Below are 21975 nucleotides of genomic sequence, written 5' to 3'. Positions count from 1 at the left end.
AACATGAAAACCACACTGAAAAACCTTAGCGTGGCGTTAATGTTGGCAGGAATGACCATCGGAAGCGGCGCCGTGGCGGCTGAAAAAGTCGTTATCGCCCACCGTGGCGCCAGCGGTTATCTGCCGGAGCATACGCTACCGGCGAAAGCGATGGCGTATGCGCAAGGGGCAGATTATCTGGAACAGGATTTAGTGATGACAAAGGACGACCATCTGGTCGTCCTCCATGACCACTACCTTGACCGGGTGACTGACGTCGCTGACCGTTTTCCGGACCGGGCGCGTAAAGATGGGCGCTATTACGCTATCGATTTTACGCTGGATGAAATTAAATCCCTGAAGTTTACCGAAGGGTTTGATATTGAAAACGGCAAAAAAGTACAAACTTATCCGGGCCGTTTCCCGATGGGAAAATCTGATTTCCGCATTCATACCTTTGAAGAGGAAATTGAATTCGTTCAGGGATTAAATCACTCTACCGGTAAAAATATCGGTATTTATCCGGAAATTAAAGCGCCGTGGTTCCATCATCAGGAAGGGAAAGATATTGCCGCGAAAACGCTGGAAGTGCTGAAGAAGTATGGTTACACCGGCAAGCAGGACAATGTCTATTTGCAGTGTTTTGATGTCGCTGAGCTGAAACGTATTAAGAACGAACTGGAACCCAAAATGGGGATGGATCTCAATCTGGTTCAACTTATTGCGTATACCGACTGGAATGAAACACAGCAGAAACAGCCGGACGGTCGTTGGGTAAATTACAACTACGACTGGATGTTTAAGCCGGGCGCTATGAAGCAGGTGGCGGAATATGCGGACGGTATTGGTCCGGATTACCATATGCTGGTCGCGGAAGGCTCAACGAAAGGGAATATCAAACTGACTGGAATGGTGCAAGACGCGCATCAGAATAAGATGGTAGTGCATCCTTACACTGTGCGTGCCGATCAATTGCCGGACTATGCCACAGACGTCAATCAGTTGTACGACATCCTGTATAACAAGGCGGGCGTCGACGGGCTGTTCACTGACTTCCCGGATAAGGCGGTCATGTTCCTGCAAAAAAATGACTAAAGGTTTGCCATAGTCGAAGTGACGCGCCGGATGATGGCATAAACGCCTCGTCCGGCCTGGCGCAACGTTTGCCAGCGTAAGTCTGGTAAACGCAATGCCATCAGGCGGGGTTGTTTTATAGCAACCCCTCATCGGTCAGTGTTTCCATACATTTTTGTAATAAAAATAGCGGACTTCCTTCTACCGGCGGTTCTTTTGCTAACAGGGAAATTTGTCGATAAAAGGTGGGTTCCAGCGCCACGGAGCATAATTTTCCTGTCGTGGCTTTTAAGGTTAATTCTGGCAATAAGGCGATACCTAATCCCTGGCGAATAAAATTCAGCGCAGTATCGGGATGGTTAAATTCATATTTAAATATCGGCTCAATACCCTTTTCTTTAAACAACGCCATAATGCTTAATTCATAACGACCTTTACTGACAATAAGTGGTTCGTCCATCAGTTCTTCGACCGTTACTGTACTATTGGCCGCCAGGGGATGATTTTCAGGCACCACTACGGTGAATTTATCCCGGTAAATGGGGACGCAATACATACCGTTGACCGGAAAAGGAACGAAACCGGCATCAATACTTCCGTCCTGCAGCGAATCAATAATAGCCGTACTGTTCTCTTCATAAGGGATAATTTTTACATTTGGATGATGGCTTTCAAAATAGCGAATGACGCCGGGTAAAATGCAGGCGCAGGCGCTGGGAAAACAGCCAATCCGTAGCGTACGGGCCGGGTTCTTTTTTTCTTGTTCGGCAATCTCTTTTACCGCGTTGACGTCGCGCTGGATCGCGCGTAAGTGCCTGACGATGCGGCTACCGGCGGCGGTAAGCTCAATCTCTTTACGACGCTCACGAATCAATATGTCAATGCCGAGCTCCTCCTCAAGCGCGGAGATGGCCTGGCTGACGGCGGATTGCGTCATGTATAGCCGTTTGCTGGCTTCGGTAAATCCGCCGTACTCCAGTACGGCAAGCAGGGCGTGGATTTGGGTTAGCGTCATTAGTAAAACCTAATCAATATAATTAAAACGATTAATTTTTCTAATAGAGTGCACTTGTTTATACTGCGATTCTATCGAATACATCACATTTTGACGCACCTGATAGGTGTTCAGTTGAGCTGAGCGTTGCCTGCGTGCGCCATCTGAGCGGGTCGTTAAGAATGAAAGAAAAATTATGGACGAAGGATTTTTGGGCAATCACCATAGTCAGTTTTATTATCTTTTTTGTTTTTTATGTACTGCTAACTTTATTACCCATTTATATTGCTGATCGCCTGCATGCTTCTGCAGATAAGGCCGGGCTGTTAGTGACATGTTTCCTGGCCGCGGCAATTGTTATTCGGCCATTTGCCGGACAGTGGGTGGGAAAATATTCGAATAAAAAGATTCTGGTGCTCTCTTCTCTGGCTTTTTTGGTGATTACCGCGCTGTATCCGGTTTGCCATTCTATCGAGTCGCTGCTCTTTATCCGCGTACTTCATGGGATTACGTTTGGTGTTATTACCACGGTAAAAGGAACTATTTCAGCGCGGTTAATTCCGGCCTCCCGACGTGGAGAGGGCATCAGCTTTTTCTCTTTAGCGATGGGCCTTGCGATGGTCGTAGGACCGTGGATCGGTTTGAATATGGCCCGCTGGAACGCGTTCACTGCCGCATTCTGGCTTTGTTCCGCTGTAGCGGCGTTAGGGATTGTACTTTCCCTGATTGTGACGGTCCCTCCGGTAATTCGTCATGCCGATGGTTCGAAACCGAATCTGGGTTTTGCCGCGATGTTTGACCGCGCCGCCTTGCCTTTTGCGCTGGTCACCTTTTTTATGACTTTTTCCTATGCCGGCGTGTCGGCTTTCCTGGCGCTGTATGCGCGTGAGCTGGATTTAATGGCGGCGGCCAGTAATTTCCTGCTGTGCTACGCGATTTTCCTGATGATATGCCGTACCTTCACCGGGAATATTTGTGATAAAAAAGGGCCGAAATACGTTGTTTTCCCATGTCTGTTGGCTTTTACCATCGGTCTGGTGGCGCTGGGCTACACCAATGGCAGCATCATGATGATTATTTCCGGCGGTCTCATCGGTATCGGCTACGGTTCGGTCACGCCGGTTTTCCAGACGCAAATTATCAGCTCGGTTGAACCGCATAAAATCGGCGTGGCGAATTCACTGTTCTTTAACGCGATGGACGCCGGAATGGCGATTGGCGCCTTTATCATGGGAATGATGGTTGAGTCGGTTGGCTATCGTATGATTTATGTCGCTGGCGCGGTGCTGGTGGTACTCGCTGGCGCACTGTATGCCGTGCAGATGAAAAAACGTGGCGTGATGCCTTTGGTTTCCACCAGCGAGTTGCACTGAGTTACATCTCGATTTCGATATCGCCTTTTGCCCTGCAGCAGCAGGGCAAAATCTCTCCCGGCTGGATAAACGCTAAAGGTTCCGTAATCCAGTCAACCTGACCGGCAACCAGCCGGGTACGACAGGAGCCGCAATAACCTTCGCGGCACTGATACTCCACCTCAACGTTATGCGATTCCAGCGCGGCCAGCAGAGAAGGGTGTTCATCCTGGCACAGCAGCTGTGTGCCAGTGATACGCAGCGTGACGCGTCCCATCAGAGCTGGAAATTACTCAGATCGTCGGTATCGACTTCCGAATCGATTTGTCCGACCAGATAAGAACTAACTTCCACTTCCTGTGGTGCAACCTGAACGTTATCGGACACCAGCCAGGTATTGATCCACGGGATTGGGTTGGAGCGGGTCTGGAACGGCAGATCCAGCCCCACCGCCTGCATACGAATATTCGTAATATATTCAACGTATTGACACAGAATGTCTTTATTCAGGCCGATCATCGAACCGTCGCGGAACAGATAGTCCGCCCACTCTTTTTCCTGCTGCGCCGCCTGCACGAACAGGTCATAACATTCCTGTTTACACTCTTCGGCGATTTCCGCCATCTCCGGGTCGTCCACGCCGCTACGCAACAGGTTCAGCATATGTTGCGTGCCGGTCAGATGCAGAGCTTCGTCACGGGCGATCAGACGGATAATTTTGGCGTTGCCTTCCATCAGTTCACGCTCGGCAAATGCGAAAGAGCAGGCGAAGCTGACGTAGAAGCGAATGGCTTCCAGCGCGTTCACGCTCATCAGGCACAGATACAGTTTTTTCTTCAGATCACGCAGATTCACGACAACCGTTTTGCCATTAACGGTATGGGTGCCTTCACCGAGCAGATGCCAGTAGCTGGTCATCTCAATAAGTTCGTCGTAGTAGGCGGAGATCCCTTCGGCGCGCTTCTGAATTTGCTCATTGGTCACGATATCGTCAAACACGACCGCCGGATCGTTGACGATGTTACGAATAATATGGGTGTAGGATCGTGAGTGAATCGTCTCAGAAAACGCCCAGGTCTCTACCCACGTCTCCAGCTCCGGGATGGAAATGAGCGGCAGCAGGGCGACGTTCGGGCTACGTCCCTGAATGGAATCCAGCAGCGTCTGGTATTTGAGGTTGCTGATGAAGATATGTTTTTCGTGCTCCGGCAACGCCTGATAATCGATACGATCGCGGGAGACGTCGACCTCTTCCGGACGCCAGAAGAAAGAGAGCTGTTTTTCGATCAGTTTTTCGAAGATGTCATATTTCTGCTGGTCATAGCGTGCAACGTTGACCGGCTGGCCAAAGAACATGGGTTCCTTGAGCTGATCGTTTTTCGTCTGTGAAAAAGTGGTGTATGCCATTGAAGTGAATCCTTTATGGGATGAGCGCCGGATGGCGGCGCAAGCGCCTTATCCGGCCTACAAACCGTACAATCGTAGGCCGGGTAAGCATAGCGCTACCCGGCACTATTCATCAGATCTTACAAGCGCCGCTTTCGCAGCCATCGTCCTGAATAGAAGGCGCCAAATCGTCCTGCGCATCTTCCGCGCCGTCGCGGGTATTTTGATAGTACAGAGTTTTCACGCCAAACTTATACGCGGTGAGCAAATCTTTCAGCAGTTGCTGCATCGGCACTTTTCCTGACGGGAAACGTGACGGATCGTAGTTGGTATTGGCGGAAATCGACTGATCGATAAACTTCTGCATGATACCCACCAGTTGCAGATAACCGTCGTTGTTCGGCATCTCCCACAACAGTTCGTAAGCGTCTTTCAGATGCTCATAATCCGGCACGACCTGACGCAAAATACCGTCTTTCGAGGCCTTGATGCTGACGTAGCCGCGCGGCGGCTCAATGCCGTTGGTGGCGTTGGAGATCTGGGACGACGTTTCCGACGGCATTAGCGCCGATAGCGTGGAGTTACGCAGACCGTGGGTTTTGATCGACTCACGCAGCTGTTGCCAGTCGTAGTGCAGCGGTTCGTTGACGATCGCATCCAGATCTTTTTTGTAGGTGTCGATCGGCAAAATGCCTTTTGCATAGGTGGTTTCGTTGAACCATGGGCAGGCGCCTTGCTCTTTCGCCAGTTCGTTGGACGCTTTAAGCAGATAGTACTGAATGGCTTCGAAGGTTTTATGCGTCAGATTATTGGCGCTGCCGTCGGAATAACGTTTACCGTTTTTCGCCAGCCAGTAGGCGAAGTTAATCACGCCAATGCCCAGCGTACGACGGCCCATTGCGCCGCGTTTGGCAGCCGGAATCGGGTAATCCTGATAATCGAGCAGAGCATCCAAAGCGCGTACTGCCAGAATAGCCAGTTCTTCCAGCTCGTCCAGAGTTTTAATGGCGCCCAGGTTGAACGCAGACAACGTACACAACGCAATTTCGCCGTTTTCATCGTTGACATCGTTCAGCGGTTTGGTCGGCAGGGCAATCTCCAGACACAGGTTAGACTGGCGTACCGGGGCGACAACCGGATCGAACGGACTGTGAGTATTGCAGTGGTCAACGTTCTGGATATAGATACGACCGGTAGAGGCGCGTTCCTGCATCATCAGCGAGAACAGTTCGACCGCTTTCACACGCTGTTTGCGGATGCTGTCGTCGTTTTCATATTTCACGTACAGGCGTTCGAATTCGTCCTGGTCGGCGAAGAACGCATCGTATAGCCCGGGTACATCGGACGGACTGAACAGCGTAATGTCGCCGCCCTTCAGCAGGCGGGTATACATCAGTTTGTTGATCTGTACGCCGTAATCCATGTGACGTACGCGGTTGCCTTCCACGCCGCGGTTGTTTTTCAGCACCAGCAGGCTTTCCACTTCCAGGTGCCACATCGGATAGAACAGTGTCGCCGCGCCGCCGCGCACGCCGCCCTGCGAGCAGGATTTCACCGCCGTCTGGAAGTGCTTGTAGAACGGGATGCAGCCGGTGTGGAAGGCTTCGCCGCCACGAATCGGGCTGCCCAGCGCACGAATGCGGCCAGCGTTGATACCGATACCGGCGCGCTGAGAAACGTATTTCACAATCGCGCTGGAGGTGGCGTTGATGGAATCCAGACTGTCGCCACACTCGATCAGTACGCAGGAGCTGAACTGACGGGTTGGGGTACGCACACCGGACATGATGGGCGTCGGCAGCGAGATTTTGAACGTAGAGACCGCATCGTAAAAACGTTTTACATAGTCAAGACGCGTTTCACGCGGGTAGTTCGAGAACAGGCAGGCCGCTACCAGAATGTAGAGGAACTGTGCGCTTTCATAGATTTCGCCGGTCACGCGGTTTTGCACCAGATATTTCCCTTCCAGCTGCTTAACGGCAGCGTAGGAGAAGGTCATATCGCGATCGTGAACGATAAACGAATCCATCTGCTTGAACTCTTCTTCCGTGTAGTCTTCCAGCAGATGATTGTCGTATTTGCCAAGCTCAACCATTTTTACCACATGGTGGTAAAGTGCGGGCGGCTCAAACTGGCCGAAGGCTTTCTTACGCAGGTGGAAAATCGCCAGACGCGCAGCCAGGTATTGATAATCCGGCGCATCGCGAGAGATCAGGTCTGCGGCGGCCTTAATGATAGTTTCATGGATATCGGAGGTCTTAATCCCATCATAAAACTGAATATGCGAGCGTAGCTCGACCTGAGAAACCGATACGTTATTCAGTCCTTCTGCCGCCCAATCAAGCACGCGATGAATTTTGTCGAGATTGATGCGCTCAGTACGGCCGTCACGCTTTGTCACCAGCAGACTCTGATTCATGTGGTTTTCTACCTGTTTACCTGTCCGTGAAAGAAAAATATCCCCCCGCTTATCCACAACGCCACGTTGTGACTAACTCTGTGGATAAATACTATATATAGGGGGTAATCGATAAGTGAAACGCTATATGGTGAGTATTCTAGTAGGGATTCTTTTGAGTACAAGAGTTGATTTTGGCGTTAAATTGCGGTTGCAAAAGCGTAAGAATCGCTAAATGCGCGTCTGATAAGGCCTGGAGAGGATGTCAACAATTCATAAAAAAAAATCAAAATTTGATCGAATGCTGATTTCTTCATCGAAGAGAAAGGTTGCGCCCGATGATCTAACGCAACCCTTATAGGAAAATTCTTTGATGTCAGGCTTTTTTAGCGCGGGTATGCAACATGTAGTTAACGTCTACTCCGGGACCGAGTTTGAAAGTATTGGTTATCGGGTTGTAGTGCAGCCCGGTGATATGTTGCTCTTTCAGGACGGTTTCATCTACCCAGCTTAACAGTTCAGCAGGCTTAATGAATTTCTTCACGTCGTGCGTGCCTTTTGGCACCATGCGCAGAATATACTCAGCGCCGACGACCGCCATCAGCCAGGATTTTCCATTGCGGTTCAACGTTGAGAAGAACACCTCGCCGCCGGGTTTAACCAGTTGGGCGCAGGCGTGGACGACCGATTGCGGATCGGGAACATGCTCCAGCATTTCCATACAGGTGACGACGTCGTATTGCTGGGCGTGTTTTGCCGCATGTTCCTCAACCGTCTCCTGCACGTACTCTACCTCGATGCCGCTTTCCAGCGCATGCAGTTTGGCGACCTGCAAAGGCTCAAAGCCCATATCCAGCCCGGTGACGGTTGCGCCTTCGCGTGCCATACTTTCCGCCAGAATGCCGCCGCCACAGCCGACGTCGAGTACCTTTTTACCAAACAGGCCGCCTGAGCGCTCAGTAATGTAGCCAAGGCGTAGAGGGTTGATGCGATGCAATGGCTTGAATTCGCCCTCCAGATCCCACCAGCGCGACGCGACGGCTTCGAATTTGGCGATTTCATTATGGTCAACGTTGTGAGCTACCGACGGTTTTTCAGTGTTCATGAGTACATGAGATTCCGCTATTGATCTATCGGGGCAGTATAGCAGGTGCAAAGTCGCTGCGTTATATCTACTGCCGTCTTTATTACGCTTTCAGCGCAAGAAGTTTTCTTGCGCGTTCTGTAAAACCGCTACCGATGTGGTGCGTGATAAAATTACAGACGCCCTCGACGTTGTTGTTTTTTAACATATCCAAAATAGTGGCATGTCCACGGTTAGAGCTGGTGATATATTCAGCGGTAAAATCCAGTCTGTAGCGAATTGCCAATAAACGTGCTGAGATCAACAGGTGTGCTTGTGAAATGTATTTATTATCGGCATATTTCACAAAAACATAATGAAAATCATGATCCAGTTTGAGGTAAGCTTGCGTATCTCGCTCTGCATTAATTTTTGCTGACTTCGATAAAATATTGCTTAATTCGACTATGACATTGTTAGCATTTTTCTCCATCGCTTCACGAATTGCACCCTGTTCAAGGATAACCCTCATTTTGATGAGATCATTGATATCCTCGTCGGTGACAGAAAAAACAAATGTCCCACTGCGGGGAATGATGTTGACTAAGTTTTCATTATAGCTCAGCCAAATAAAAGCTTCACGAATTGGTGTTTTACTTACCATCAGAATATTTGATAGTTCATTTTCACTGATCGCTTGCCCAAGATCGAAATCGCCATGGATAATCATCTCCCTTATTTTCTCTTTAATCACCTGGGTGATAGATTTGGGTATTTCAATTGATATGTGACTAAAATCACGCTTTAATCTATTTTTCATTTTCTTCTCCTCCATGGTTAAACCCGGCTCCATTGTAATTAATTTATTCAAAATTAACGGATCTAATATATCAGATATAAGAAAATTTACATACTTTATTGTTATTATTGTATATTTCATTAAGTTTGCTTGCTGATATATCAGATATGACACATTAGCTTTTGAATTGTATTGTTTTTTACGTAACATCGATTCCGGTCAATACCCTTATTCATTGAATCATAAAAGGTGATGCAAAATGAGTAGTCCACAAGAAAATTTATACGATGCAATTCGTATTGTAAAAAGGAAAATCATTCCTTTGGCTTTTATTCTTTACTTTTTTAACTATATGGATCGTGTCAATATTGGGTTTGCTGCATTACGCATGAATGAATCTCTCGGTATTACGCCTGAGGATTTCGCTAATATTTCTTCTATATTCTTCATATCATATTTAATCTTTCAAATTCCGAGTAGCATTGGCTTGCAAAAGCTTGGTGCAAGAAAATGGATTAGTTCCATTATTATCGGCTGGGGAGCGGTAACAGGGCTGATTTTTTTTGCTAAAGATACTCAACATATTTTGCTGGCTCGCATTTTTTTGGGGGTATTTGAAGCTGGCTTTTTCCCGGGCATGGTTTATTATCTTGCATGCTGGTTCCCGGCTCGTGAACGCGGAAAAGTCAATAGTTTCTTCATGTTATCTATTGCTGTTGCATCGGTATTGGCTGCGCCGATGTCTGGTTGGATCATCGAGCATTTGAATACCCCGGATTATGAAGGCTGGCGCTGGCTTTTTGCTATTGAAGGTATCCCTACCGTATTCCTTGGCATCCTGACATTTTATTTACTGCCTGACAGTCCAGAAAAGGCTAAATGGCTTACGCCACAGCAGATATCGGCCTTAGTTAATAAATTACGCACTGACAATGAAACCGCAGCTGCATTAAATAAAAATACCAACTCATCCTTTCTTTCCGTAATCAAAAATCCAGTTTTGCTTCAGCTTTCTTTCGCCTACATGTTGATTCAGGCGGCTGCTCTGGCGGCAAACTACTGGTTGCCGGGGTTGGTGAAGGGATTTTCAGCTGATTTTACGGATACTGACGTTGGTTTAATCATGAGTATTCCGTTTATTTTCGCTATGTTCAGCATGCCCTGGTGGGGCTGGCATTCCGATAAAAAGAATGAACGAAAATGGCATGCTGCATTACCCATGTTTCTGGCAGGCTGTGGTTTTCTGATGATTGCTCTTGTCCCCTCAATGTCGTTGAGAATGCTGGGGCTAACGTTCTATGGTGTTGGGATCCTCAGCTATTACGGACCTTACTGGGCGCTGCCTTCTGCATTATTGTCGCCGTCAGGGTTGGCTATCAGCATTGCGTTTATTAACTCATGTTCAAGTCTTGGTGGATTCCTGATTAATAAATCACTGGGATTCGTTTCTACTCATTATGGTGCGACAGGAATATTTATTGTAGAGGCAATACTTTGCTTCGCTGCGGTAGCCGTTCTGGCGTTAATGAAAATTGATGTGAAAAAAGAAAAAAGCCAACAAACAAATGTTGTATCACGAACCTGATAAATGGAGAAATTATGAAAATTACGTCTATTGAAGTTTTTGACTGTGAATTAAAAAAAAGAGATCAAACGATGTCCTCCTATAATCCAGTACTTATCCGGGTGAATACCGACTCAGGATTAAGTGGTATTGGCGAAGTAGGACTGGCCTATGGCGCAGGCGCTAAAGCTGGCGTAGGGATCATCAGAGATCTGGCGCCATTGATTGTGGGTGAAGATCCACTAAATATCGAAAAAATTTGGGAGTTCTTTTTCAGAAAGACTTTTTGGGGGATGGGGGGCGGGAACGTTTTTTATGCCGGAATGAGCGCTATTGATATTGCTCTTTGGGATATCAAAGGTAAATATTTAGGTGTACCTGTTTATCAGCTCCTTGGCGGGAAAACTAATGAAAAATTAAGAACCTATGCTAGTCAGTTACAATTTGGTTGGGGGGATAAACGCCAGATATTAGTGACACCTGAGGAATATGCTGAGGCGGCGCGTGCGGCTCTTGACGATGGATATGATGCGATTAAAGTGGATCCACTCGAAATCGATCGTAATGGCGATGACTGTGTTTTTCAGAATAAAAATCGTAACTATTCAGGATTGTTACTGGCCGATCAATTAAAAATGGGGGAAGCGCGAATTGCCGCTATGCGTGAAGCAATGGGGGATGATGCTGATATTATCGTGGAAATCCATTCTCTTCTCGGTACAAACTCAGCTATTCAATTTGCGAAGGCGATAGAAAAGTATCGTATCTTTCTTTATGAAGAACCGATTCATCCATTAAATTCTGATAATATGCAGAAAGTTTCCCGTTCAACAACGATTCCAATCGCCACTGGCGAGCGTTCCTACACAAGATGGGGATACAGGGAATTACTGGAGAAGCAGTCTATTGCCGTAGCGCAACCTGATTTGTGTCTCTGCGGCGGAATTACCGAAGGAAAGAAAATCTGTGACTATGCTAATATTTATGACACCACTGTACAGGTGCATGTTTGCGGCGGTCCTGTTTCCACGGTAGCCGCGCTGCATATGGAAACAGCAATTCCCAACTTTATTATTCATGAGCATCATACCAATGCGATGAAAGCATCTATTCGGGAACTTTGTACCCACGATTATCAGCCGGAAAATGGCTATTATGTCGCGCCGGAACAGCCCGGATTGGGTCAGGAATTAAACGATGAGGTAGTGAAAGAATACCTGGCCTATGTGATTAAATAGCATCTGGTGATACTGATTATGGTTTATGCCTCCCGGCATATCCCCTAAATAATTCGAGTTGCAGGATAAAATGGTTAACCGTCTTGAACAGCGCTTGCGCTAACCCCGACGGGGCGAGGCCCAGGGATGGGCCGAGTAACTTGCCGCCAACGCACATGAAACTTGAAGTATGACGGGTATACACGGGAGGTATTGATTTTCCAGCCTCTTCCTGGCCAGGCCCCGATCTCCCCTGTGTCGCCTCTGAAGCCGATCGCCGATAAACGCCGAGACCACGCTTATAAATGAAGAGAGCATGCGGCACCCGAATAAAGCATTGTCTGGCTGCATTCCGTTTACCAGTACGTGGGCGAATGTGTTATAATTTGCGACCTTTGAATCCGGGATACAGTAGAGGGATAGCGGTTAGATGAGCGACCTTGCGAGAGAAATTACACCGGTCAACATTGAGGAAGAGCTGAAGAGCTCCTATCTGGATTATGCGATGTCGGTCATTGTTGGCCGTGCGCTGCCGGATGTCCGAGATGGCCTGAAGCCGGTACACCGTCGCGTACTTTACGCCATGAACGTATTGGGCAATGACTGGAACAAAGCCTATAAAAAATCTGCCCGTGTCGTTGGTGACGTAATCGGTAAATACCATCCCCACGGCGATTCCGCAGTGTATGACACCATCGTTCGTATGGCGCAGCCATTCTCGCTGCGTTACATGCTGGTGGATGGTCAGGGTAACTTCGGTTCTATTGACGGCGACTCCGCGGCGGCAATGCGTTATACGGAGATCCGTCTGGCGAAAATCGCCCACGAACTGATGGCCGATCTCGAAAAAGAGACGGTGGATTTCGTGGATAACTATGACGGTACGGAAAAAATTCCGGACGTCATGCCGACCAAAATTCCGAATCTGCTGGTGAACGGTTCTTCCGGTATCGCAGTAGGTATGGCGACGAATATCCCGCCGCACAACCTGACGGAAGTGATTAACGGCTGCCTGGCGTATATCGACAACGAAGACATCAGCATTGAAGGGCTGATGGAACATATTCCGGGTCCGGACTTCCCGACCGCCGCGATCATCAACGGTCGTCGTGGTATCGAAGAAGCCTACCGTACTGGTCGTGGCAAAGTGTACATTCGCGCCCGCGCGGAAGTTGAAGCTGACGCCAAAACGGGCCGTGAAACCATCATCGTCCATGAAATTCCCTATCAGGTGAACAAAGCGCGCCTGATCGAGAAAATCGCCGAGCTGGTGAAAGATAAACGCGTGGAAGGCATCAGCGCGCTGCGTGACGAATCCGATAAAGACGGGATGCGCATCGTGATTGAAGTGAAACGCGATGCGGTGGGCGAGGTGGTGCTTAATAATCTCTACTCCCAGACCCAGCTACAGGTTTCCTTCGGTATTAACATGGTGGCGCTGCATCACGGCCAGCCGAAGATCATGAACCTGAAAGACATCATTTCAGCGTTCGTGCGCCACCGCCGTGAAGTGGTGACGCGTCGTACTATTTTTGAACTGCGTAAAGCCCGTGACCGCGCGCATATCCTTGAAGCTCTGGCGATTGCGCTGGCCAACATCGACCCGATTATCGAACTGATTCGCCGCGCGCCAACGCCGGCGGAAGCAAAAGCGGCGCTGATTTCGCGTCCGTGGGATCTGGGCAACGTTGCTGCGATGCTGGAGCGCGCTGGTGATGACGCTGCGCGTCCGGAATGGCTGGAGCCAGAATTTGGCGTGCGTGACGGTCAGTATTACCTGACTGAGCAGCAGGCGCAGGCGATTCTGGATCTGCGGTTGCAGAAACTGACCGGCCTGGAGCATGAAAAACTGCTCGACGAATACAAAGAGTTGCTGGAGCAGATTGCTGAACTGCTGCACATTCTGGGCAGCGCCGATCGCCTGATGGAAGTGATCCGTGAAGAGATGGAGTTAATTCGCGATCAGTTCGGCGATGAGCGTCGTACCGAAATCACCGCCAACAGCGCCGATATTAATATCGAAGATCTGATTAGCCAGGAAGATGTTGTCGTGACGCTGTCTCACCAGGGTTACGTCAAGTATCAACCGCTGACGGATTACGAAGCGCAACGTCGTGGTGGGAAAGGTAAATCTGCCGCGCGTATTAAAGAAGAAGACTTTATCGACCGCCTGCTGGTGGCCAACACCCATGACACCATCCTCTGCTTCTCCAGCCGGGGCCGTCTGTACTGGATGAAGGTCTATCAGTTGCCGGAAGCCAGTCGTGGCGCGCGCGGTCGTCCGATCGTCAATCTACTGCCGCTGGAAGCCAACGAACGTATCACCGCGATTCTGCCGGTTCGTGAGTACGAAGAAGGCGTCAACGTCTTTATGGCGACCGCCAGCGGTACCGTGAAGAAAACGGCGCTGACCGAATTCAGCCGTCCGCGTTCCGCCGGTATTATCGCGGTGAACCTCAACGACGGCGACGAGCTGATTGGCGTTGACCTGACTTCTGGCTCTGACGAAGTCATGCTGTTCTCGGCCGCGGGTAAAGTGGTGCGCTTCAAAGAAGACGCCGTCCGTGCGATGGGGCGTACCGCGACCGGTGTGCGCGGTATTAAGCTGGCGGGAGACGATAAAGTCGTCTCTCTGATCATCCCACGCGGCGAAGGCGCTATTCTGACCGTAACGCAAAACGGCTACGGGAAGCGTACCGCAGCGGACGAGTACCCGACCAAGTCTCGTGCGACGCAGGGCGTTATCTCTATCAAAGTGACCGAGCGCAACGGTTCCGTTGTCGGTGCGGTACAGGTAGACGATTGCGACCAGATCATGATGATCACGGATGCCGGTACTCTGGTGCGTACCCGTGTGTCCGAGATCAGCGTAGTGGGACGTAATACCCAGGGCGTTATCCTTATCCGCACGGCGGAAGATGAAAACGTGGTGGGTCTGCAACGCGTTGCTGAACCGGTAGATGACGAAGAACTCGACGCTATCGACGGCAGCGTGGCGGAAGGGGATGAGGATATCGCCCCGGAAGCGGAAAGCGATGACGACGTTGCGGATGACGCTGACGAGTAATGTTATTGCTGTGCGAGGGCCGGATATCCGGCCCTTTTTCTTTGCCGTTGCGGGCTACGTCATTTACCGCTACCTTAGTCACACTCTATTTACATCCTGAGGCGGAGCTTCGCCCCTTTGAAATACCTTGCTTCCTTTCGAACTACGCTGAAAGTCTCGCGCTACTTATTCAGAGCGTTAGCGTTACTCATTTGGCTCTTAATCGCCTTTGTTTCGGTGTTTTACATCGTCAATGCCCTGCACCAGCGGGAGTCTGAAATTCGTCAGGAGTTCAACCTTAGCTCCGATCAGGCGCAGCGTTTTATCCAGCGCACATCGGACGTGATGAAAGAGCTCAAATATATCGCCGAGAACCGTTTAACGGCGGAAAACGGCGTCATGTCGTCGCGTGCGCGTGATGACAAAATGGTGGTGCCGGACTTTGAACCGCTATTCGCCGACTCAGACTGTGCGGCGATGGGCTCCGCCTGGCGCGGTTCGCTGGAGTCGCTGGCATGGTTTATGCGTTACTGGCGCGACAACTTTTCAGCGGCGTATGATCTTAACCGCGTTTTCCTGATTGGCAGCGATAACCTCTGTATGGCGAATTTCGGCCTGCGTGAAATGCCCGTGGAGCGCGATGATGCGTTAAAAGCGTTACATGAGCGGATTATGAAATACCGCAACGCGCCGCAGGAAGAAAGTGGGAATAACCTTTTCTGGATAAGCCAGGGCGCGCGTCAGGGCGTGGGCTACTTTTATGCGCTGACGCCGGTGTATCTGGCCAATCGTCTGCAGGCGCTGCTGGGCGTCGAGCAGTCCATCCGTATGGAAAATTTTTTCACGCCCGGCAGTTTGCCGATGGGCGTCACTATTATTGATGAGAACGGCCATTCGCTGATTTCGTTGACCGGTCCTGACGGCAATATTAAAGCGGAGCCGCGCTGGATGCAGGAGCGCTCCTGGTTTGGTTATACGCCAGGTTTTCGCGAACTGGTACTCAAAAAAAGCCTGCCGCCATCCTCGCTCAGTATTGTCTATTCTGTGCCTGTAGATTTAGTCCTGGAGCGTATTCGTATTCTTATCCTGAATGCTATCCTGCTAAACGTGCTGGTGGGCGCAGGGCTGTTTACGCTTGCGCGGATGTATGAGCGGCGAATTTTCATTCCGGCGGAGAGCGATGCTCAGCGCCTGGAAGAACATGAACAGTTCAACCGTAAAATCGTCGCCTCCGCGCCGGTGGGGATCTGTATTCTGCGCACTATTGATGGTGTCAATATTCTGAGTAACGAACTGGCGCACACCTACCTGAACATGCTCACGCATGAAGACAGACAGCGCCTGACGCAAATCATTTGCGGCCAGCAGGTCAACTTTGTTGATGTATTGACCAGCAATAATACCAATTTGCAAATTAGCTTCGTCCATTCCCGCTATCGCAATGAAAACGTCGCGATTTGCGTGTTGGTAGATGTGAGTACGCGCGTCAAAATGGAAGAGTCGCTGCAGGAGATGGCGCAGGCGGCGGAGCAGGCAAGCCAGTCTAAATCCATGTTCCTTGCAACGGTCAGCCATGAATTGCGCACACCGCTGTACGGTATCATTGGCAATCTCGATCTGCTGCAAACCAAAGAGCTGCCAAAAGGCGTGGATCGTCTGGTCACGGCGATGAATAACTCCTCCAGTCTGTTGCTGAAAATTATCAGCGACATTCTCGACTTCTCGAAAATTGAGTCGGAACAGCTAAAGATTGAGCCGCGCGAATTTTCACCGCGAGAGGTGATGAACCATATCACCGCCAATTATCTGCCGCTGGTGGTGCGTAAGCAGCTCGGCCTGTATTGTTTTATTGAGCCTGACGTGCCGGTATCGCTGAACGGCGACCCGATGCGTTTACAGCAGGTCATTTCAAACCTGTTGAGCAACGCCATTAAGTTTACCGATATTGGCTGCATCGTGCTGCATGTGCGCTGTGATGGGGATTATCTCAGCATTCGCGTGCGGGATACCGGCGTCGGTATTCCGGCAAAAGAGGTGGTTCGCCTGTTCGATCCCTTCTTCCAGGTGGGAACCGGCGTACAGCGTAACTTTCAGGGGACCGGTCTGGGGCTGGCGATTTGCGAAAAATTGATCAGCATGATGGACGGCGATATTTCCGTCGATTCGGAGCCGGGCATGGGAAGCCAGTTTACGCTGCGCATCCCGCTTTATGGCGCGCAATACCCTGTGAAAAAGAGCGTGGAAGGACTCGCCGGAACCTGCTGTTGGCTGGCGGTGCGCAATACTTCTTTGTGCCAGTTTATTGAGACCAGTCTGGCGCGTAGCGGCGTTCATACGCAGCGTTATGAAGGGCAAGAACCCGCCGCAGACGATATTTTGATTGTCGATGACGCGCTGGAGCATACCTGGCAGGGGAGGGCGGCGGTCGTCTTTTGCCGCCGTCATATCGGGATTCCGTTGGAAAGAGCGCCTGGCGAGTGGGTGCATAGTGTGGCGTCGGTACATGAGTTGCCCGCACTGTTGGCGCGTATCTATAGTATTGAGCTGGATAGTGAAGCGCTTTCCAGCGCATTGCCGACGACGGATAAAACCGCAGATTCAAATGACGATATGATGATTCTGGTCGTTGACGATCATCCGATCAATCGCCGTCTGCTGGCCGATCAATTGGGATCGCTGGGATATCAGTGTAAGACAGCCAATGATGGCGTGGACGCTCTGAATGTGCTGAGTAAAAATGCTATCGATATTGTTCTGAGCGATGTGAACATGCCGAACATGGACGGCTATCGCCTGACGCAGCGTATCCGTCAGCTTGGGCTGACGCTGCCGGTCGTCGGCGTGACGGCGAACGCGCTGGCGGAAGAGAAACAACGTTGCCTGGAGTCCGGTATGGACAGCTGTTTGTCGAAACCTGTGACGCTGGATGTGTTGAAACAGACGCTGGCGGTGTATGCCGAGCGGGTACGTAAAACGCGGGCATAAAAAATGCCGGATGGCGGCGTCGCCTGATCCGGCCTGTAAAAGATGAGTCGACTGGTAGGCCTGATAAGCGTAGCGCCATCAGGCTGGGTAACATAAAAGTGATTTATTCTTTGTCTGTCGGACTCAGGGTGACGGAAGAGAGATAGTTGAGCAGCGCGATATCATTCTCTACGCCCAGTTTCATCATCGCCGATTTCTTCTGGCTGCTGATGGTCTTAATGCTGCGGTTGAGCTTCTTGGCGATTTCGGTGACCAGGAAACCCTCGGCGAACAGGCGTAATACTTCGCTCTCTTTTGGCGACAGGCGCTTATCGCCGTAACCGCCTGCGCTGATTTTCTCCAGCAGACGAGAAACGCTTTCCGGGGTGAATTTTTTGCCTTTTTGCAGCGCGGCCAGCGCCTTAGGCAGATCGGTTGGCGCACCCTGCTTGAGTACGATCCCTTCAATATCAAGATCCAACACGGCGCTCAGGATCGCCGGATTGTTGTTCATGGTCAGAACGATAATAGACAGGCTCGGAAAATGACGCTTGATGTACTTGATCAAGGTGATCCCATCGCCGTATTTATCTCCCGGCATGGAGAGGTCAGTGATCAACACATGCGCATCTAATTTCGGCAGGTTGTTGATCAATGCTGTGGAATCTTCAAATTCGCCGACAACATTCACCCACTCGATTTGTTCAAGTGATTTGCGAATACCGAACAGTACAATCGGGTGGTCATCGGCAATAATTACGTTCATATTGTTCATGTATTGGGCTACCTTGCTACAGCAAGCTTTTGACGTAGGCGTCAATGTCGCTGATATATTTTTCTATACCTGGAGCATCTTTCTCACGAATCAGATGTTCCAGCGTTTCACATAACTGCTTGCCGGGTACCAGATTAAGCATGGCAAACACCCCTTTCAGGCGGTGAGCCGTTTGGGCCAGCGCAGCGAAATCGCTGGTTGCCGCCTCAGTATACAACCTCTTAACATCATCCGGTACTGTGTCTACAAATAGCGCATAATAGCCGCTGGCATGAAGCTCGGCATTTTCATCTCCGCCGAGCGGGGAGGCGGGAATCTCTTCCTGCGCCAGCTGCTCTTCGATAAGTTGTAGTACAGCTTCCTGCATAGCATTGCTCATATTAAAGTTGACGCGCAACTGACCCGGGCCAATTTTCCGCACGCCTGACTCATCATCGCTTAAAAGCAAGCCCGAGGCAGTAAGATTAGACGGATTATCCGTTAAAAAGAGATCATATTCTTGACTTATCTGCCTTTCATCCGGCGTGATGCAGGTGGCGCCCCAGTTTTCTAACTGACGCAGCACAATCGCGCGAACCTCGTTGGACGTCACATCGACCATCACGCTCACGTCGTCCAGCAGGCGCTCTTCGACCTGAGTATGCTGATCGTGGGGAAGCATTTTGACATGAACGGTATAGCGCGTGCCCAGCGTTTCTCGCGCTTTAATGTTGAGATGACCGCCCAGTTTGCGCGCCAGTTGATTGCACAGCCAGAAGGTGAGCGGATTCGCTTTGCCGTAACGATCGCCCTGCGTTTCATTCATATACGGGAAATGCAGATTATCAATCTCGTTTAACGTTACACCTTCGCCCGTATCCAGAATACGGAAAGTCAGACGTTCCGCGATAGATTCATCCTGCTCGACTTCAAGCGTAATTTTACCTATAGCGGTCGTTGTGACGGCATACTGAATCAACAGCAGCAAAATCCGGCGCAGGGCGTCGCGATCGCCCCAGCGTTCATCGTTGCCGCTAAGATGGTTATTAATCAGCAGTTGCAGCCCTTTACGCTTAATGGCGGGCAGCACTTCCGGCACGACTTCGTCAATAAGATCCTGCAGGGAGAACAGTGTTGCTTCGCTTTTCCATGCGTCATTTTCCAGCATATTCGCCAGTTGGATTTCATCGATCATACGTACCAATACATCCGCCTGATCCGCCAGTTTCAGGCTTTCCGGCGTGGTGACTGCCGCGGCGTTAACCGCCAGTTGGCGTACGGGCTCTTTAAGCGTGTTGCTGATATTTTGCATAAAGGCGGCGCGGCCCTGCTGATTCTTCTCATACAAACGCTGCGCCTGTTTAAGCTTCTTATTCACCAGCACTTCCCGGTCCTGATCGCGAATAATAAAGATCTGCGTGCGGGGAGCGATCTGGCTGCGAAACAGACGGATCTCATACAGTTCGTTATTAATTGTCGCCTGAATCACGCCCTGATGCTGTTCCGCCATGCTGGTAATATTTTGCAGGTTAAGATGCGGCAACAGATGATCGGCGATTTTATTGCTGATCACGGTGCGGTTGCCTTCCTGATCGTAGACCAGCAGACCCAGCGGCAGCAGAGAAACGATCTCTTCATTAATGGCGCGTAAGACGCGAAGCTCGTTATTCGCCGCGTTGCCGGATGTCGATTCCGTCGTCCGTCCCGGCTGATGACGGAACGTGGCGTAGCCAAATAACGCCAACGCCAGCAGCCCGATGTTCAGCAGTAAAGGCAGCAAAATATTTTGCAGCGTATCAAGCAAAAGCGTACCGAACGGTACCTGCCAGATCAGGCGCATTCCGGTAGAGTTAAGCGCTGAGGAGATCTCAATTTTTGAACCGTTAAAGCTAATCGTGACGCTATCAGGCGCTTCCTTTTCACTGCTTCGCCCCGTCGCCTGGGTTGCGTCAGGCTCTATCCGAAAACTGTCCAGCGGCATTCCCGGCGGGATTAAATCATTAATGGGCAGATCAAACGCCACCACGGTTGCCAGATGTCCTGGCTGATTGAAGGTCGTGCGCAGCGTAAAATAGTGACCGTTTTGCCAGGCCAGTTTTCGCAATGAGGAGAAACTTTCGCGCTCATCCAGCGCATTCGCCTGCTGCAACATCTCTGCCCGGCGGGAATCGACGATATTGCCAATAGTGGACTCTTTAAAGCCGGAAGAGAGATCTTTCAACGGTAGGGTAGAGATAAGAATCAGGCTGTTATCCTGTCCGTTGAGGTAATACATTGACCACGGCACGTTTTCCGCGCCCCACAGCGTATCCAGATAAGTTGACATACGCTGCGTCATTTCCAGCGTGGCGCTGTCATGGGAACCGAAAATCAGCGCTTCAGTTTTACGTCGCGGCTTTTCAAGATAATACACATCCTGCTTCAGACGCGTTTCCTGAAGTCCTTCACCTGTCGATGGCGTAGTGGTCGCGGCGATGTTGTCATAAATTTGCCAGGTAACATACCGCCAGGTATCCACGCGTTTATGAATAGCGTGGGTGATATCGACAATTTGATAGCTTTTGTCTTTCAACCAGGCGTTGACGGCGCTCTGTACCATAACGCCCATCGTTACCAGCAGCACAATGATCAGCAATAAGAAGAAACGGGTAATGCTTCCCGGTAGAAGGGAGAATCGGGTAGAGACCGTTGTGTCAGACTGACTCATTTATGTTTACGACCTGTAAAAGCAACGCTGAAGGTGAAGGGCAGTATAAAGGGTAATGAATGAATTTCCAGACTCTTACGTCATGCCGGGCAACTTAACACGCGCTCCGTCGGCGGGACGGGAAAAGCGTACAACCTTCGCAAAACGGTACAAATATAAAGACTACTTATAAATGTTTAGCACTAAATATCAAGAAATTATTTGCTAATGTCTTACGAACGGTCGAGCAGGGGAGTGTAGTGAATAACCGTGATAGTTTTAGGCAGGTAGCATAAATCAGCCGGGTGTGTCTGAAAAAGGCTAAAAAAAACCGAATGCGAAGCATCCGGTTGAAATAGGGGTAAACAGACATTCAGAAGTGAATGACGGTAATAAATAAAGTTAATGATGATAGCGGTCACTATTTTAGTTGCGAATGAAGATTCTGTTTTATCATTCAGTGCTATGAATTTCATCAATTTAACCCGTTGATTTTAAAAGTTTCGTGAATATATTTTGTCTATTTGTGCTTATTTTTACTTGATTTTTGCTTTAAAAAAGTTCCGTAAAATTCATATTTTGAAACATCTATGTAGATAACTGTAACATCTTAAAAGTTTTAGTATCATATTCGTGTTGGATTATTCTGTATTTTTGCGGAGAATGGACTTGCCGACTGGTTAATGAGGGTTAACCAGT

General features: G+C 49.8%; 14 protein-coding genes. 6 read left to right on the top strand and 8 right to left on the bottom strand.

The genetic code is table 11. The features are described from left to right. The first annotated feature begins 3 nt into the window (after positions 1 to 3). Positions 4 to 1074 (top strand): glycerophosphodiester phosphodiesterase, encoded by a 1071-nt coding sequence (gene glpQ / locus NA986_RS14940; RefSeq protein ID WP_000858952.1) that lies wholly within the window; start codon positions 4 to 6, stop codon positions 1072 to 1074. Between the two features lie 115 nt (positions 1075 to 1189). On the opposite strand, the gene NA986_RS14935 is transcribed toward glpQ, so the two are convergent. After that, positions 1190 to 2068: a LysR family transcriptional regulator gene (locus NA986_RS14935; protein WP_023216183.1), complete on the bottom strand. Its 879-nt coding sequence runs from the start codon at positions 2066 to 2068 to the stop codon at positions 1190 to 1192. 161 nt (positions 2069 to 2229) lie between these two features. Between NA986_RS14935 and NA986_RS14930 the strand changes: the two genes are divergently transcribed. Further along, entirely contained in the window at positions 2230 to 3420 is a 1191-nt protein-coding gene (locus tag NA986_RS14930; protein ID WP_000660247.1) for an MFS transporter, read from the top strand. Position 3421: 1 nt separating this feature from the next. On the opposite strand, the gene yfaE is transcribed toward NA986_RS14930, so the two are convergent. The 5 genes from yfaE to NA986_RS14905 all read right to left on the bottom strand — a co-directional run bounded on the left by yfaE (position 3422) and on the right by NA986_RS14905 (position 9255). Beyond that, positions 3422 to 3676 (bottom strand): ferredoxin-like diferric-tyrosyl radical cofactor maintenance protein YfaE, encoded by a 255-nt coding sequence (gene yfaE, locus NA986_RS14925; protein WP_000533921.1) that lies wholly within the window; start codon positions 3674 to 3676, stop codon positions 3422 to 3424. Next, positions 3676 to 4806: a class Ia ribonucleoside-diphosphate reductase subunit beta gene (nrdB, locus tag NA986_RS14920; protein ID WP_000332024.1), complete on the bottom strand. Its 1131-nt coding sequence runs from the start codon at positions 4804 to 4806 to the stop codon at positions 3676 to 3678. The genes yfaE and nrdB overlap by 1 nt, the downstream gene beginning before the upstream one ends. A gap of 112 nt (positions 4807 to 4918) precedes the next feature. Continuing rightward, entirely contained in the window at positions 4919 to 7204 is a 2286-nt protein-coding gene (gene nrdA / locus NA986_RS14915) for a class 1a ribonucleoside-diphosphate reductase subunit alpha (protein WP_001076495.1), read from the bottom strand. A 355-nt stretch (positions 7205 to 7559) separates the two neighbouring features. Beyond that, positions 7560 to 8288, bottom strand: coding sequence for a bifunctional 2-polyprenyl-6-hydroxyphenol methylase/3-demethylubiquinol 3-O-methyltransferase UbiG (gene ubiG, locus NA986_RS14910; protein ID WP_001091009.1), 729 nt, complete (start codon positions 8286 to 8288; stop codon positions 7560 to 7562). Positions 8289 to 8370: 82 nt separating this feature from the next. Then, on the bottom strand, positions 8371 to 9255 hold the full coding sequence (locus NA986_RS14905) for a GntR family transcriptional regulator (RefSeq protein ID WP_077910701.1): 885 nt from the start codon (positions 9253 to 9255) through the stop codon (positions 8371 to 8373). A 49-nt stretch (positions 9256 to 9304) separates the two neighbouring features. Between NA986_RS14905 and NA986_RS14900 the strand changes: the two genes are divergently transcribed. The 4 genes from NA986_RS14900 to rcsC all read left to right on the top strand — a co-directional run bounded on the left by NA986_RS14900 (position 9305) and on the right by rcsC (position 17857). Further along, positions 9305 to 10630 carry an MFS transporter gene (locus NA986_RS14900; protein WP_000098078.1) on the top strand — a complete coding sequence of 442 codons (1326 nt, stop codon included), beginning with the start codon at positions 9305 to 9307 and terminating at the stop codon, positions 10628 to 10630. 14 nt (positions 10631 to 10644) lie between these two features. Further along, on the top strand, positions 10645 to 11847 hold the full coding sequence (locus NA986_RS14895; protein WP_000705586.1) for a mandelate racemase/muconate lactonizing enzyme family protein: 1203 nt from the start codon (positions 10645 to 10647) through the stop codon (positions 11845 to 11847). 409 nt (positions 11848 to 12256) lie between these two features. After that, the gene (gene gyrA / locus NA986_RS14890; protein WP_001281271.1) at positions 12257 to 14893 is read left to right on the top strand and encodes a DNA topoisomerase (ATP-hydrolyzing) subunit A; all 2637 of its coding nucleotides are present in this window, start codon (positions 12257 to 12259) and stop codon (positions 14891 to 14893) included. 117 nt (positions 14894 to 15010) lie between these two features. Further along, positions 15011 to 17857, top strand: a complete 2847-nt coding sequence (gene rcsC / locus NA986_RS14885) for a two-component system sensor histidine kinase RcsC (RefSeq protein ID WP_000876084.1) — start codon at positions 15011 to 15013, stop codon at positions 17855 to 17857. 103 nt (positions 17858 to 17960) lie between these two features. Here the strand turns inward: rcsC and rcsB are convergent, their stop codons facing one another. Continuing rightward, complete coding sequence (gene rcsB / locus NA986_RS14880) at positions 17961 to 18611, bottom strand: response regulator transcription factor RcsB (RefSeq protein ID WP_001061919.1); 651 nt, start codon at positions 18609 to 18611, stop codon at positions 17961 to 17963. Positions 18612 to 18627: 16 nt separating this feature from the next. Beyond that, positions 18628 to 21297: a phosphotransferase RcsD gene (gene rcsD, locus NA986_RS14875; RefSeq protein WP_000083204.1), complete on the bottom strand. Its 2670-nt coding sequence runs from the start codon at positions 21295 to 21297 to the stop codon at positions 18628 to 18630. Positions 21298 to 21975 lie beyond the last annotated feature (678 nt).

Origin of the sequence: Salmonella sp. NW177 (assembly GCF_051811585.1) — a bacterium.
GTDB classification, from domain to species: domain Bacteria; phylum Pseudomonadota; class Gammaproteobacteria; order Enterobacterales; family Enterobacteriaceae; genus Salmonella; species Salmonella enterica.
Note: the sequence above shows the minus strand (reverse complement) of the source record. Positions and strands in the feature narration are given on the sequence as shown.